10 protein-coding genes are annotated in these 14,143 nt (G+C 72.2%); 7 read left to right on the top strand and 3 right to left on the bottom strand.

The features are described 5' to 3' along the window. Positions 1 to 6 precede the first annotated feature (6 nt). Together JT723_RS32045 and JT723_RS32040 are read right to left on the bottom strand one after the other, a co-directional pair. Positions 7 to 1,341: an ABC transporter substrate-binding protein gene (locus JT723_RS32045; RefSeq protein ID WP_205048380.1), complete on the bottom strand. Its 1,335-nt coding sequence runs from the start codon at positions 1,339 to 1,341 to the stop codon at positions 7 to 9. Positions 1,342 to 1,400: 59 nt separating this feature from the next. Next, complete coding sequence (locus JT723_RS32040; RefSeq protein ID WP_205048379.1) at positions 1,401 to 2,435, bottom strand: LacI family DNA-binding transcriptional regulator; 1,035 nt, start codon at positions 2,433 to 2,435, stop codon at positions 1,401 to 1,403. A gap of 116 nt (positions 2,436 to 2,551) precedes the next feature. Here JT723_RS32040 and JT723_RS32035 point away from each other — a divergent pair, with 116 nt between their 5' ends. After that, positions 2,552 to 4,690, top strand: coding sequence for a glycoside hydrolase family 36 protein (locus JT723_RS32035; RefSeq protein WP_251512519.1), 2,139 nt, complete (start codon positions 2,552 to 2,554; stop codon positions 4,688 to 4,690). Between the two features lie 82 nt (positions 4,691 to 4,772). Here the strand turns inward: JT723_RS32035 and JT723_RS35605 are convergent, their stop codons facing one another. Beyond that, positions 4,773 to 6,479: a ricin-type beta-trefoil lectin domain protein gene (locus JT723_RS35605; RefSeq protein ID WP_251512517.1), complete on the bottom strand. Its 1,707-nt coding sequence runs from the start codon at positions 6,477 to 6,479 to the stop codon at positions 4,773 to 4,775. 200 nt (positions 6,480 to 6,679) lie between these two features. Here JT723_RS35605 and JT723_RS32025 point away from each other — a divergent pair, with 200 nt between their 5' ends. The 6 genes from JT723_RS32025 (at position 6,680) to JT723_RS32000 (ending at position 14,108) form a co-directional block, all read left to right on the top strand. Beyond that, the gene (locus tag JT723_RS32025) at positions 6,680 to 8,368 is read left to right on the top strand and encodes a CocE/NonD family hydrolase (protein WP_205048378.1); all 1,689 of its coding nucleotides are present in this window, start codon (positions 6,680 to 6,682) and stop codon (positions 8,366 to 8,368) included. A gap of 336 nt (positions 8,369 to 8,704) precedes the next feature. Then, entirely contained in the window at positions 8,705 to 9,718 is a 1,014-nt protein-coding gene (locus JT723_RS32020) for a LacI family DNA-binding transcriptional regulator (RefSeq protein WP_205048377.1), read from the top strand. Positions 9,719 to 9,902: 184 nt separating this feature from the next. Next, positions 9,903 to 10,844: a carbohydrate kinase family protein gene (locus tag JT723_RS32015; protein ID WP_205048376.1), complete on the top strand. Its 942-nt coding sequence runs from the start codon at positions 9,903 to 9,905 to the stop codon at positions 10,842 to 10,844. A 113-nt stretch (positions 10,845 to 10,957) separates the two neighbouring features. After that, positions 10,958 to 12,349 (top strand): ABC transporter substrate-binding protein, encoded by a 1,392-nt coding sequence (locus tag JT723_RS32010; protein ID WP_205048375.1) that lies wholly within the window; start codon positions 10,958 to 10,960, stop codon positions 12,347 to 12,349. Beyond that, the gene (locus JT723_RS32005; protein ID WP_251512516.1) at positions 12,346 to 13,287 is read left to right on the top strand and encodes a carbohydrate ABC transporter permease; all 942 of its coding nucleotides are present in this window, start codon (positions 12,346 to 12,348) and stop codon (positions 13,285 to 13,287) included. Before JT723_RS32010 ends, JT723_RS32005 begins: the two co-directional genes overlap by 4 nt. Then, positions 13,284 to 14,108: a carbohydrate ABC transporter permease gene (locus tag JT723_RS32000; protein ID WP_205048374.1), complete on the top strand. Its 825-nt coding sequence runs from the start codon at positions 13,284 to 13,286 to the stop codon at positions 14,106 to 14,108. The genes JT723_RS32005 and JT723_RS32000 overlap by 4 nt, the downstream gene beginning before the upstream one ends. Positions 14,109 to 14,143 lie beyond the last annotated feature (35 nt).

The raw sequence follows: 14,143 nt of genomic DNA, 5'->3' as shown, positions 1-14,143 counted from the left end.
CGAGTGCTAGAAGCCGGGAGCGCCCTGCGCCTTGGCGATCTGCGCGAACTGGTCCTCGATGGCCTGGGCCACCTGCTGGGGGTTCTTCTTGCCGAAGATCATGTCCGCCAGGTACAGATGCGTGTCGGGCGCGACGATGGCCTTGGCCTGGAAGACCCCGGTGGCCGTGGGCAGGGCGGCGATCTGCGCCTTCGACGACTGCGGCAGATCGGCGGGGCTGGGCACGGCGGGCTCGACCGAGGGGATCTTCATCGTCGTGATGTAGTCGGCGTAGTCCGGGCCGAGCCAGAAGGCGAGGAACTGGCGGGCGGCGTCCTGGCGCTTGGTGTCCCCGGTCTTGAAGGCCACGACCCCGTTGGTCTGGTCGGGCGAGTACATACCGGTGGCCGAGGAGTTCGAGATGGGGAACCAGCCGATGTGCTGGTCGAGTTCCGCGGTGCTGTGCTTGGCCTGCAGCTGCGACTGGAAGGACGTGACGTTGAGCGCCATGCCGACGTCGCCGTTCCACAGGGCGTCGGCCTGCCCGGTGAAGGTGCCCGTGCGGTAGTCCTTCTGGGCCAGGCCCGCGTCCAGCAGCTTGTCCTTGTACTTCGTGATCGCGGCGACGACCGTGGGGTCGGTCCACTTGACCTTGTTGTGGTTCAGGTCGGTCCACCACTGCGGCTTGAGGTCGGTGAGCTGGACCTGCATCTGCCACTGCATCGGCCACTTGTCACCGCCCGCCTCGTAGAAGGCCGCCGCGTCCGTGCGGTCGACGATCTTGTGGCCGAGCGCGAGCAGCTGGTCGTAGGACTTGGGGAAGTCCTGCTCGGTCAGTCCTGCCTTCTTGAAGACGTCCTTGTTGTAGTAGACGCCGAGCATCGCGGGGCTGGTCACGATCGCGGCGTACCGCTTGCCGTCGATGACGCCCAGGGAGCGCTCGGTGTCGCCCAGCTTGGACTCCCACGGCTCGCCGTCCAGCGTCAGCAGGTTCCGCTGCGGCTGGATGAAGGGCAGGGTGGATATGGACGGCTGCCAGAACATCAGGTCCGGCCGGTCGCCAGAGGCGAGCTTGGTCGGCACGTTCTGCTCGTACAGATCCGGGATGGCCTGCACGCTGACGCTCGCGCCGGTGGCCTTCTGGAAGGCGTCGATGACCTGCTTGGGTGCGTTGACGGTGTTCTGCGCGGTCCACATGGTCAGCTTCACGCCGTCCAGGCGGCCCGTCGGGTTCACCGAGGACGCGGGTGCGGCACTGCTGGGGCCGGAGTCGTCCGAGCCGGGGTCACTGCAGGCGCTCGCCAGGACGGCGGTGGTCACGGCCAGCGCCAGCAGGAACGCTCGTCTCCTCGGGTGATGCATGGCGACCTCTTCGTCGTTGTGGTGTGCGGATGGGTGGGCGGCGCGACGCGGACACCGCGTCAGGGGTGCCGCGGCGGGGCGGAGCTCTCCCGGACCACCAGCTCGGGCACGGCGGCCGAGTGGTACTGCACCGGGGTCGAGGTGGCCAGCAGGCCGTGCAGCAGGTCGAAGGCGGAGCGGCCGAGCCCGGAGAAGTCCAGCCGGACCGTGGTGAGCGAGGGGGTGACGAACGCGGAGTGCGGAGCGTCGTCGAAGCCGACCACGCTCACGTCGCCGGGGACGGACCGGCCGGCCTCGTGCAGGGCGCGCATCACGCCGATCGCCAGGTCGTCGTTGCCGCACAGCACCGCGGTGACGTCCGGGTCACGGGCCAGCCTGCTGCCCGCCGCGTAACCGCTCTGCGGCCCCCACCCCTCGTGGACGACCTCGGGTACGGCGGCGCCCGCGTCCTCCAGCGCCTGCTGCCAGCCCGCGGTACGCGCGCTCACCCGGTGGGTGCCGGACGGGATGGCCACGTAGTGCACGCTGCGGTGGCCCAGCGACAGCAGGTGGCCGGTCGCCTCGTACGCCGCCCGGCGGTCGTCGGTCCACACCCAGGGCCGGTCGTGCGGCGGTTCCTGCGAGGGTGTCTCCACCACGCCGACCACCGGGACGTCCGGGTCGGCCGCGGCGAGTGCCGCCACGCCCGCGGGGTCGTACGCGATCACGATCAGGCCGCCCACGGAGTCGCCGGCCCGCTGGACAGCCGCGCTGACGGTCTGCTCGTCCGCGGACTCCAGCACGCTGATGCCCACCGCGTAGGCCGCCTTGCGGGCCGCCTCCTCCACGCCCTGCAGCACCGACGCGTAGCCGTGGTGGGTGGTGTTCGCGGTGAGGACGGTGACGCTCCGGTTGCGTCCGCTGGCCAGCGCGAGCGCGGTCGCGCTGCGCCGGAAGCCCAGTTCCTCGATGGCCCGGTTGACCCGCTCGCGCGTGGCGGACTTGACGCTCGGGTGGTTGTTGATGACCCGGGAGACCGTCTGGTGGGAGACGCCCGCGGCGGTGGCGACATCCCGGATGCTGGGCTGACGCCTTGTGTGACCGGTCACATTCATGCCAGGATTGTTACCGGTCACAATGCGGCCGTCAAGATGCGTGAGAGAACGGATTCTCCCGGCTGCGCGGCCCCCCGCCGCCAGGCCGCGGGAAGGCCCAGGACAAGGAGAACAGGGTGACCGATGCGGCGACAGCGGCCGGACCGGCCGGTGACCGGGTCGACGAACCGCTCGTGTGGGGTCACGCGGCGCTGCGCCTGGAGGTGACCACCGGCCCCGACGGCGTACCCCGGCTGGCCCGGCTGGAGCGCCCCGGCGCGGCGGGCGGCGGCACCGACCCCGCCACCCGGCTGCCCCTGCTGGAGGTGACGGCACTCGGACACGGCACCGGCTGGTCAGGGCCGCGCTTCACCGGCACGGCACTGAACCAGCGGATGCGCGCAGGCGCCGTACGGTCCGGCGTCCGGGACGGCTGGCACTTCCTCGACATCGACGTCCACGACCCGGCCGGCGGACTGAGCGCCACCGTCGAACTCTCCTCGCCCGACGGGGTCGCGGTGCTGCGCTCCCGGGTGCGGCTGCGCAACGACGGCAATCGCCCCGCGGTCGTGCAGTCCGTCAGCAGCCTTCTGCTGGGCGGACTCCCGCCGGCCGGCGCGCTGGAGGTGCACCGGGCGCGCAACGACTGGCTGGCGGAGGGCCGGTGGTATGCCGAGCCGCTGCGCGCCACCGTGGCCGACATCGGGGTCGACAGCCACCAGCACGACAGCCGCGCCACCCTCGCACTCGTCGGCCGCGGCAGCTGGCCGACCGACGGCCACCTGGCGGCGGGCGCACTGACCGACCGCGCCGGCGGACGGGCCTGGGCGTGGCAGATCGAGTCGCCCGCCGGCTGGCGCTGGGACATCGGCGAGTACGCCCACGGCAGCCACCTGACGCTGAACGGGCCCGCCGACGCCGACCACCAGTGGCGCCAGGCCCTGGCCCCGGGCGAGGAGTTCACCACCGTGCCGGCCGCGGTGGCGCTCGGCTCCGGCTTCGAGGACGCGATCGCCGCCCTGACCGCGTACCGGCGGGCCGTGCGCCGGGCACACCCCGACCACACCGCGCTCCCGGTCGTCTTCAACGACTACATGAACACCCTGATGGGCGACCCGACCACCGCCAAGCTGCTGCCGCTGATCGACGCCGCCGCCGAGGCCGGCGCCGAGTACTTCTGCATCGACTCCGGCTGGTACGACGACGACCTGCACGGCTGGTGGGACAGCGTGGGGGAGTGGCTGCCCTCCTCCGCCCGCTTCCCCGGCGGCATCCAGGTCGTCCTCGGCCGCATCAGGGACCGGGGCATGGTGCCCGGCCTGTGGCTGGAGCCCGAAGTCGTCGGCGTCCGCAGCCCGGTCGCCGCCGCGCTCCCCGACGACGCCTTCTTCCAGCAGGACGGCGTCCGCATCACCGAGCAGGGCCGCCACCAGCTCGACCTGCGCCACCCCGCGGCCCGGGCGCACCTGGACGCCACCGTCGACCGCATCGTCGGCGCATGGGGCGTGGGCTACCTCAAGCTCGACTACAACATCGTCGTCGCCCCCGGCACCCAGGCCCCCGGCGACACCTCACCCGGCGCGGGGCTGCTCGGCCACGCGCGCGCCTACCTCGACTGGATCACCGGCGTCCTGGACCGCTACCCCGGCCTGGTCATCGAGAACTGCGCCTCAGGGGGCATGCGCATGGACGGCGCCAGCCTCGCCGTCACCCAGCTCCAGTCCACCAGCGACCAGCAGGACCCGCTGCGCTACCCGCCGATCACCGTCACGGCGCCCGCCGCGATGCCGCCCGAGCAGTGCGCCGTGTGGGCCTATCCGCAGCCGGAGTTCTCCGACGACGAGATCACCTTCGCGCTCGCCGGCGCCCTGCTCGGCCGGGTCCATCTCTCCGGCCGCCTCGACTGGATGACACCGCATCAGCTGGGCCTGGTCGCCGACGCGATGGCGGTGTACAAGCAACTGCGGGGCGACCTGCCGCGCGCCCTGCCCTTCTGGCCGCTCGGCCTGCCCGGCTGGAGCGACGACCGGCTGGCGCTGGGCATGCGGGTGCCGGACGGACCGACGTATCTGCTGGTGTGGCGCAGGCAGGGCGCAGGGCCGCGGCTCTCGGTGCCGGTACCCCATCTCGCGGGCGGGCACGGGCCGGCCGTGCGGATACTGCACCCGCGCAAGACGGCGGCCGAGGCGGTGTGGGAGGCGGGTGACGCGGCCGTCGGGCTGCTGCTGCCCGCGGCGCCGTCGGCGGTGCTGCTGCGGCTGGACCCGGTGGGCTGAACCCGATGGGCTGAAGCCCCCCGTACGACCAGGCCGTACCCGGGTTGCCTTTCACCGGGTACGGCCTGGTCCGCATGTGGGCTCACCGGGGGGTGAGCACCAGCTGGTAGGCGCCGCTCGGGTCCTCGTCGGGCACGGGGAAGGTGACGGTGCCGTCGGTGACGGGGTAGGCGGCGGACGACAGCGTCGTCGCGGAGGCCACGTTCGTCGTACGTCCGCTGCCGGGGACGTACCTGAGGGTGGCGGTCACCGAGGAGCCCATGGCGCCGAGCCCGCTGACCTTGACGGTGTTGCTGCCCGACTCGCCGCCGAAGACCAGGCTGAAGGTCTTCTGGCCCGAGTCGTAGGCCGCCACGCCGTCCTGGTTCTGGGTCGGGGTGACCTTGACGACGTTGCCGGTCTGGTCGCCGTACCACTTGTACATCCAGTACGAGGCGGTCGGCTGGTTGTTGTAGAGCAGCCCGTTGAGCGTGCCCGCCTCGTACCAGAAGGCCCGCTCGGCGTCCCGGACGCCGTCGCGCTCGAACTGGGCCACGTAGTGGTTGGTGCTGCTGGGCACGTCGATCTCGCTCGTGGTGGCGTACTCGTCGATGGAGATCGGCCGCGCCGAGATCCCCAGCTGCTGCTCCAGCGAGCGGTAGGCCTGGACGTCGTTGGTGACGTTCTTCCAACCGCCCAGCTCGTGCCAGCAGATGACGTCGGGCAGGGTGCCCGAGGCCTTGGCGGCGGTGAGGAAGTTCCGCATCCAGTCCAGGTTCAGGTACGAGATGCTGGGGCCGAGGATGGGCATGTCGGGCAGGGTCTTCCTGACCTGCTGGACGGTGCGCGTCCAGCCGTCGGTGAAGCTTCCCGCCGCGCTCGGCCAGGTCCAGTCCGGCTCGTTCCACGGTTCGAAGGCGTTGATGTTCGTCACGTCCGGCCGGGCCTTGACCGCGGCGGTCATGCTGTCGACGTCGGCGAGCCAGCCCGTCCAGCCCGGCCAGTTGTAGGGGAAGCCGTCGAGGTAGTCGGCCATGTTGACGGTCATCTTGGCGCCGGCCTGCATCGCGGTGGCCGAGACCTTCATGGCGTCACCGACGGGCACCGGGTAGCCGTTGGGCCGGTGCTGGGTGCCGGGCGGGGCCTGGCGTATCTGGTTCAGGTGCAGCGGCACCACGACGGACGCCGGGGGAGTCGTCTCGTCCTTGAGCCCGTCGAGGGTGCCGGAGCCGACGTGGGTGACCGGGCGCACCACGGAGGAGGCGTCGACCACCAGGGTGCTCCCGGTGCCGCTGCTCCCGCCGCTCGTCCAGCGCTGGTTGGACTGGCCGTTGCAGGTCCACAGCGTCACCCGGGTGCCGTTCGCGGTGCCCGCGTGGTCGACGTCCAGGCACAGCCCCGACTGCACGCCGGTGATCGTGCCGTTGGAGTTCACCTGCCACTTCTGGTTCTGCTGGCCGTTGCACGACCAGATGTCGACCGCGGTGCCGGGGGAAGTGCCGTTGTCGTACGCGTCCAGGCATCGCGTGCCGTTGAAGGTGCGCAGCTCGCCGGCCGAGGTGGCCTCGAACTGCTGGTTGGGCTGGCCGTTGCAGTCCCAGATCTCCAGCAGGCTGCCGAGCGTGTCCGTGTTGCCGGTGACGTCCAGGCAGCGGCCCGACCCGGCGCCGGTGAACTGGGACGTCGCGGCGGCGGCCGGAGAGGCGGACGCGAGCGAGACGGTCAGGGCCGCGGCGGTGCTGAACGCGGCGCCCAGAGCTGTCCAGGTACGTCGCCGCGCTCCCGCGCGGCCTGTCCTTGTCGGTGGCACAACTCCTCCTTCGAGGGGGCGTGGGGGGAAGCCGGATGTGTGTTACCGGTCACAACGGCATGAGTGTGACCGGTAACACGAGGAGGCGTCAAGGCACAGCGCGACAGCGGCCGCCCCGCGGACCGCCGGCCCGGCAGCCTCCCCAAGCGCCCGGGCAGGTGGAATCGTGTCCCTGACCTCCCCGAACAGAAGGACGTGCCATGACCGGGATACGCGGACGCCTCGCGCGCCGGCTGCAGGCCAGGCAGCTCCCCGGAGTCACGCCCGGCCCTTGCGAGTTGAGGGTGCGGCGCGGACTGCGGGTGCCCATGGACGACGGCGTCGAACTCCTCGCCGACCTCTACACGCCGGCCGGCCAGGTGGAACCGGGCCTGCCCACGATCGTCATCCGCTCCCCGTACGGCCGCAGCAACTCCGTCACCCACGCTGCCGCGCTCGCCCGCGAGGGCTTCACCGTCGTGGTCCAGAGCTGCCGGGGCACGTGGGGGTCGGGCGGGACCTTCACCCCCCAGGTCCACGAGCAGGCGGACGGCACGGCCACCCACCGGTGGGTGCGCGCGCAGCCGTGGTTCACCGGCTCGGTCGCGACATACGGGCAGAGCTACCTGGGGTACTGCCAGTGGGCGGTGGCCGGGCGGATGCAGCGCGAGGACCCCGGCCGTGCGCCCGACGCGCTCTGCCTGACCAACACCATGGCCGACTTCGGCGCGGTCACCTGGGACAACGGGGCCTTCGCGCTGGGCAACGCGCTCGGCTGGTCGCAGTGGATGGACCTGACGGCGCGGCGCGGCCCCGCGCAGCTGCTGCGCCGCATGCGGCGGCGGCCCGACCGCGACCTGGGCAGGGCCTTCGGCGTCCTGCCGCTGGGCGCAGGCGACACCGCGGCCGCGGGCCGGCCGATCGGCTGGTACCAGGACTGGCTCGCCAACGAGCAGCTCACCGCCGGCTACTGGACGCAGCAGTCGCACACCGCGTCGGTGCCCGACGTCACCGCGCCGGTCTGCATGAGCACCGGCTGGTACGACATCTTCCTGCCCTGGCAGCTGCGCACCTACGCCCAGCTCGTGCGGGCCGGCCGCCCGCCGCGGCTGACCGTCGGCCCGTGGGGCCACATCGGCGGCGGTGAGGCCACGTCGTTCACCGAGGCCGTCGACTTCCTGAAGGAGCAGTTCGCCGGGGCCGCGAGCCGCCGCGTCGCACCCGTGCGCGCCTTCCTCACCGGCGCCGGGCAGTGGCACGACCTGCCCGCATGGCCGCCGCCCGGCGCCGCCAGGCCCTGGCACCTGCACGCGTCCGGCCTGCTCGACCAGGCCGCACCGGACGGCGGCGTCACCCGCTACACCTACGACCCCGGCGACCCCACACCTGCCGTCGGCGGCCCCGGCCTCACCCCGGACTCCGCACCGGCCGACAACCGGGCACACGAACTCCGCTCCGACGTCGCGGTCTTCCGCAGCGCTCCGCTGGAGGCCGCCGTCGTCATCGCCGGCGAGCCGGTCGCCCGTGTCCGCTTCCGCTCCTCCGCGCCCAGCGCCGACGTGTTCGTGCGCATCTGCGACGTGCATCCCGACGGCCGCTCCCTGACCGTCTGCGACGGCATCCGCCGGATCGGGGGTGCCGGCACGGCCGCCACCGGCCCGCGGCCCGGCGCCGACGGGTTCGCCGAGGTGGAAGTGCCGCTGTGGCCGGCCTTCCACGAGTTCGCCGCCGGCCACCGCATCGGCGTCCAGATCGGCTCCGGCGCGCACCCGCGCTACGCACGCAACCCCGGCACCGGGGAGCCCGCCGTCAGCGCCACGGCGACCGTCCGCGCCGAGCAGGAGATCTCCCACGACACCGCCGGGGCCTCGCGGATCGACCTGCCGGTGTGGGCACCCGAGGCGCCCTAGGCCGTGTTGTGGAAGTCCCGCCTGCCCCGCGACGCCTGGCACGCACGCTCGCTGCGTTGTCGGAGTCGTCCGAGCAGGCCCACTACGAGGACGACCCTCCGCCTTGCGATCGCACGCACCGGACGCCGCGGGGCCCGCCCTGTGGGCGGACGGCGCTACTTCCAAAACACGGCCTAGAGAACGCAAGCGCATGCGTTATCTTTCCGTGACGTGAGTGTTATCAGGAGAAAATCCCTGCTGTCAGGCTACTCAAACGCTTGCGCAAGTCCATGTCCGGGTTTACGTTCTGGTCACTCGCGGATCACACCCGCGTGAACCGGAAAGAAGGGTCGGGCCGTGGCAGCCAGCATCAACGACGTCGCCCAGGCGGTCGGCGTCTCCGCCTCGACGGTCTCCCGCGCGCTGCGCGGCAAGGCCGGCGTCTCGGACGACGTGCGGTCCAGGATCGTCGAGGCGGCGGCCGACCTGGGCTACGTCGCCTCCCGGTCGGCGTCGAGCCTGGCCGGCGGGCGCACCTTCACCGTCGGGGTGATCGCCCCCTACGTCGGCCGGTGGTTCTTCGGGACCGTACTCGACGCGGCCGAGGACGTCCTCAGCGCCGCCGGCTACGACCTGCTGCTGTACAACCTCGGCCCCCGTGAGGCACGCAAGCGGTTCTTCGCCGAGCTCCCGGTCCGCAAGCGGGTGGACGCGCTGCTGTCCCTGCTCATCCCGGACGAGGCCGAGGGCCTCGCCCTGCGCTCCCTCGGTGTGCCGCTGGCCACCACGGTGGGCGCCCCCCGGCCCGGCTTCACCGTCGTCGGCATCGACGACCGGGCCGGCGCGCAGGCCGCGGTCCGGCACCTGGTGAACCTCGGGCACCGCAGGATCGGCATGATCGCGGGGGCCAGCGGCCCGCTGCACTGGACCGCCCCCGTCGAACGCCGCCGCGCCTACCTCGACGTCCTGGCCGAGGCCGGGATCGCCTGCGACCCGGCGCTGGAGGTGGACGGCGACTACACGGTCCAGGGCGGTCAGCGCGCGATGACCCAGCTGCTCGCCGTCCCCAATCCGCCGACGGCGGTCTTCGCCCAGTCCGACGAGATGGCGATGGGCGCGCTGCGGGCGCTGCGCCTGCACCGCCTGAAGGTGCCGGAGGACATCTCGGTCGTCGGCTTCGACGACCACGAGCTGTCCGAGGTCGTGGGCCTGACCACGATCGCCCAGCCGGTGGCCGAGCAGGGCGCCGAGGCGGCCCGGCTGCTGCTGAACCAGCTCGACGAGCCCGGGGCCGTACGGCCGGGCCACGTGACCATGCCCATCAGGCTCGTCCTGCGCGACACCACCGCCCCGCCGCGCAACGGGCGCTAGCGGCGCCCCTCCCGCATCGCGCCTCCACCACCTCCGTCCCCTTGGCCCCTCCTATGACGTTGACCACCACCGGCAGGAACCCCTGTACCCGGACATGCACCTTTTGTGACTCTTGCTCCCATGCGACGCGACCGGCCGTCCCGAACAGGGCCGCGGGGCCGCAGCCGCACAGAAAGGCCCCACCATGGGTACGTCCCGTTCGACCGCCGCCGTGACCGTGATCGGCGAGAGCGTGGCCGACGCGTTCACCGAGCGCACCGGGCCACTGGCCGAAGGCCTGACGCTGCACGTCCGGCCGGGCGGCGGCCCCGCCAACACCGCCGCCACCCTGGCCCGGCTGGGCACGCCCACCCGCTTCCTCGGCCGGCTGTCGCAGGACGTCTTCGGCACCATGCTGCGAGGCCGGCTCAGCGCCGCCGGCGTGGACCTGTCCGGCAGCGTCGACGCCCCCGAGCACAGCACCCTGGCCGTCGCGGACCTGGACGACGCCGGCGACGCGGGCTACACCTTCCTCGCCGCCGGCGCCGCCGACTGGCAGTGGTCGGACGAGGAGCTGGCCTCGGCCCTGCGACCGCAGACCGCCTGCGTGCACACCGGGTCCCTGGCTCTCGCGCTGTCCCCGGGCGGCGCCCGGATCGAGGACGCCCTCGCCGTGGTGCGCGGGCGGGCCACCGTCTGCATCGACCCCAACGTCCGCACCCGACTCGTCCCGCCGGCGCATCTGCGCGACCGGCTCGACCGCTGGTGCCGGCTCGCCGACATCCTCCGGCTGAGCCGGGACGACCTCGCAGAACTGCTGCCCGGGACCTCCCCCGAGCAGGCCTGCGACACCTGGCACGCCGCCGGTGTGCCGCTGGTGCTGGTCACCCTGGGCGGCGACGGGCTGCTCGCCTCGTTGCGCGGTGAGCGGCTCACCCTCCCCGCGCCGCCCACGCAGGTCGTCGACACTGTCGGCGCCGGCGACGCCTTCACCGCGGGGGTCCTGAACGCCCTGCACGAAGGCGGGCAGCTGGGCGGCCGCCTCGACACCCTGACCACCGACGACGTGGCGGCAGCCGGCCGCCACGGCCTGCAGATCGCCTCGGCCGCCTGCTCCGTACCCGGCGCCGACCCTCCGCTCGGGTGACGCCGGCCGGCCCGTACGGCATGGCGCCGCCGGCTCGCACGGCACCCTCCCGCCACCGGCCCCCCTCCCCCCGACCTCCAACTCCCCTGCACCTCAGCACACAAGGAGCCGTCGTGTTCACCACCCTCCCCGCCCTCCCCGGCGGTCGTCGCAGTCCCTCAGCCCGCTCCCGCAGATGGGTGCTGGCCGCCGCCGTGGCCGTGACCGCGGTGACCGCCGCGGCGTGCGGCGCCCCCGGCAGCGGTGCGCCTGCCGCCCAGACGTCCTCCGGCGCCACCGGCCAGACCGTCGCCACGACCGCTCCCAAGGGACCTGTGACCCTCAACTTCTACGTGGAGACGGGCTTCCCGCTGCCCGAGAAGCTGGCCGCGGAGTTCCAGAAGGAATACCCGAACGTCAAGATCAAGATCCGTGAGGACCAGTTCGCGGTCCTCACCCAGAACGCGCCGCGGGTCATGGCGGGCAACGACGCGCCGGACCTGATCCGGCTGCCGACCATCGTCGCCTCCGCCAAGGACGGTCTGCTGGCCGACCTCGACAGCTACGCCAAGGCCTACGGCTGGGACGGCTACCCGGCCGGGCTGCTGAACCAGATGCGCGTCAGCCAGGGAGTACGCGGCAGCGGCCCGCTGTACGCGATGGGCGTCGGCTACAACATCACCGGTGTCTTCTACAACAAGTCCCTTGCCGCCCGGATCGGCATGACCAGGCCGCCGCAGACGGTGGCCGAGATGGAGAGCGACCTCGCCAAGGCCAAGGCGGCAGGCATCCAGCCGATCGTCCAGTTCAACGACATCGGCGGGATCAACTTCCCCTTCCAGGCGCTGCTCAACCAGTACGAGGATCCGTCCAAGATCGCCGACTGGGTCTTCGACAAGCCCGGCGCGAACCTCGACACCCCCGCCGCGGTCAAGGCGGCCGACCAGATAGCCGCCTGGGGCAAGGCGGGCTACTTCACCAAGGACGCCAACGCCCTGACGTACACCGACATGATGTCCCGGTTCGGCAAGGGCCAGGGCCTGTTCATGTTCAACGGCGACTGGGAGTCGCAGAACCTCGACAAGGCCATGGGCACCAACGTGGGGTTCTTCCTCGCGCCGCCCGCCACGGCCGGCGCCCGCCCGGTCGCCATGAGCGCCCCCGGCACCTACGCCATCCCCGCCAAGTCCAAGAACATCGCGGCCACCGCCTTCTTCCTGAACTGGGTGCACACCAACCCCAAGGCCCGGCAGATCGTCGTCGACGTCACCGGCGCCTCACCCGGCGGGCCGTCCAGCCTGCCGATCCCGCCGGTCAAGTCCGGTTCCGTGGTGGCCCAGACACTGCAGGCGACCAGGGAACTGGGGCAGAAGGGGGTGGCCGTGGACTTCACCGCCAACGCCACGGCCGGCATCTACGCCAACACGATCAAGCCCGAACTCCAGAAGCTCATCACCGGCCGTGAGACCGGCGCGGGATTCGCCAAGGCACTCCAGGCGGACTACGCCAAGGAGCTCGCGCAGTGACACTGACGACCGACCGCCCGCAGGCGCCCGGCCGGCGGGGCTCCGCGCCCCGCCGGCCGGGCGCCGGGCGCCGGCGGCGGCGCGCCTGGGCGGGGCTGCTCTTCACCCTGCCGGCCCTCGTGCCCTACGCGCTGTTCGTCCTGCGCCCGCTGCTGACCTCCGTGCAGTACTCGCTCTACGACTGGAACGGCATCGGCGTCGCCCGCTTCGTCGGACTGGACAACTACCGCGCGGTACTCACCTCCTCCGACGAGCTGACCCCGCTGCTGCACGCCTTCGAACTCATCGGCTTCTTCACCGTCATCCCCGTGGCGCTGGGCCTGGTCACCGCCGCCCTGCTGCACGGTCTGCCCGACGGCCCGCTCGCCCGCACCGCGCGCGTCGTGCTGTTCGTCCCGCAGGTCATCCCGCTGGTCGCGGCGGCCCTGGCCTGGAGCTGGGTGTACTCCAGCGACGGCGCCTTCAACCAGCTGCTGCGCGCCGTCGGCCTCGGCGGCTGGTCACGGGCCTGGCTCGGCGACTTCACCTGGGCCTTCCCGGCCGTCGGCGTCATCGGCGCCTGGGTGCTGCTGGGCCTGTGCACGCTGCTGCTGATGACCGGTATCAACAAGATCGACCCGACGCTCTACGACGCGGCCAGGATCGACGGCACAGGACCGGTACAGGAGTTCTTCGCGGTCACCTTGCCGGGCCTGCGCCGGGAGATCGGGGTGTGCGTCACCGTCACCGTCATCGCGGCCCTGGCCAGCTTCGACATCGTCTACGTGACCACGCAGGGAGGCCCGGGCGACCAGACGATGGTGCCCGGCCTGCAGATCTTCCAACTCGCCTTCACCCAGCGGGACGTCGGCCTCGCCTCGGCCAACGCCATCGTGCTGATGGTGCTGGTGCTGCTCGTGGTCACCCCGCTCCAGCGGATCTCCAAGGGGGCGGAATGAACCCGCGCGGTACCCGGCTCCTGGCCGGGCGCTCACTGCTCGTGCTGTTCATGGCGGCGACGGCGGTCCCGTTCCTGTCGCTGTTCACCACGGCGCTGGCCCCGCAGGGCTCCACCCCCCACGGCATCAGCTGGCCCTCCCACCCGCACTGGCACAACTTCGTCGACGCGTTCAACGCCGCCGACCTGCTGCCGCTGCTCTACTCCAGCTGCCTGATCGTGCTCGGCGTCGTGCCGATCTGCCTCGCGCTGTGCGCCGCGGCCGGCTACGGCCTGGCGGTGCTGGGCTTCCCCGGCGCCCGGCTGGTCTTCGGCCTGCTGCTGCTGGGGCTGACCGTCCCGATCGAGTCGCTCATCACCCCGCTCTACTACCAGATGCAGTCCCTCGGCCTGCTGAACACGCGATGGGCGCTGATCCTGCCGCTCATCGGCCTGTTCATGCCGTTCGGAGTGTTCTGGATGCGCACCTTCTTCCAGTCGCTGCCCAAAGAGCTGCTGGAAGCCGCCTCCGTGGACGGTGCCGGGCCGTGGGCCGCCTTCCGGCGGGTCCACCTTCCGCTGGCCGCGCCCGCCGTGTCCTCGCTGGCGATCCTGCTCTTCCTGTGGACCTGGAACCAGTTCATCCTCTCGATCGCGATGATCGACGACCCGAGCAAGCGCACCGCGGCCGGCGCTCTCGGCGCCTTCCAGGGCCACTACGGCACCAATGTCGTCCTGCTGTCCGCAGGAGCACTGCTCATCATGCTGCCCACGATCGCCGTGTTCGTGGTCTTCCAGCGGCACTTCGTCAAGGCGCTGCTGCAGGGGGCGGTCAAGGGATGACCTCGACCTCCGCATTCCGCACCGGCCCTCGAAAG

It is taken from the genome of Actinacidiphila bryophytorum (assembly GCF_016916835.1).
Classification (GTDB): Bacteria; Actinomycetota; Actinomycetes; order Streptomycetales; family Streptomycetaceae; genus Actinacidiphila; species Actinacidiphila bryophytorum.
The sequence above is the reverse complement of the archived record's forward strand: the minus strand, read 5'-3'. Positions and strand labels throughout refer to the sequence as shown.

Excerpts from the sequence above, each read along its gene's own strand:
- JT723_RS32045 (WP_205048380.1), bottom strand. The coding sequence starts at position 1,341 with ATGCATCACCCGAGGAGACGAGCGTTCCTGCTGGCGCTGGCCGTGACC.
- JT723_RS32040 (WP_205048379.1), bottom strand. The coding sequence starts at position 2,435 with ATGAATGTGACCGGTCACACAAGGCGTCAGCCCAGCATCCGGGATGTC.
- JT723_RS32025 (WP_205048378.1), top strand. The coding sequence starts at position 6,680 with ATGACCGGGATACGCGGACGCCTCGCGCGCCGGCTGCAGGCCAGGCAG.
- JT723_RS32015 (WP_205048376.1), top strand. The coding sequence starts at position 9,903 with ATGGGTACGTCCCGTTCGACCGCCGCCGTGACCGTGATCGGCGAGAGC.
- JT723_RS32000 (WP_205048374.1), top strand. The coding sequence starts at position 13,284 with ATGAACCCGCGCGGTACCCGGCTCCTGGCCGGGCGCTCACTGCTCGTG.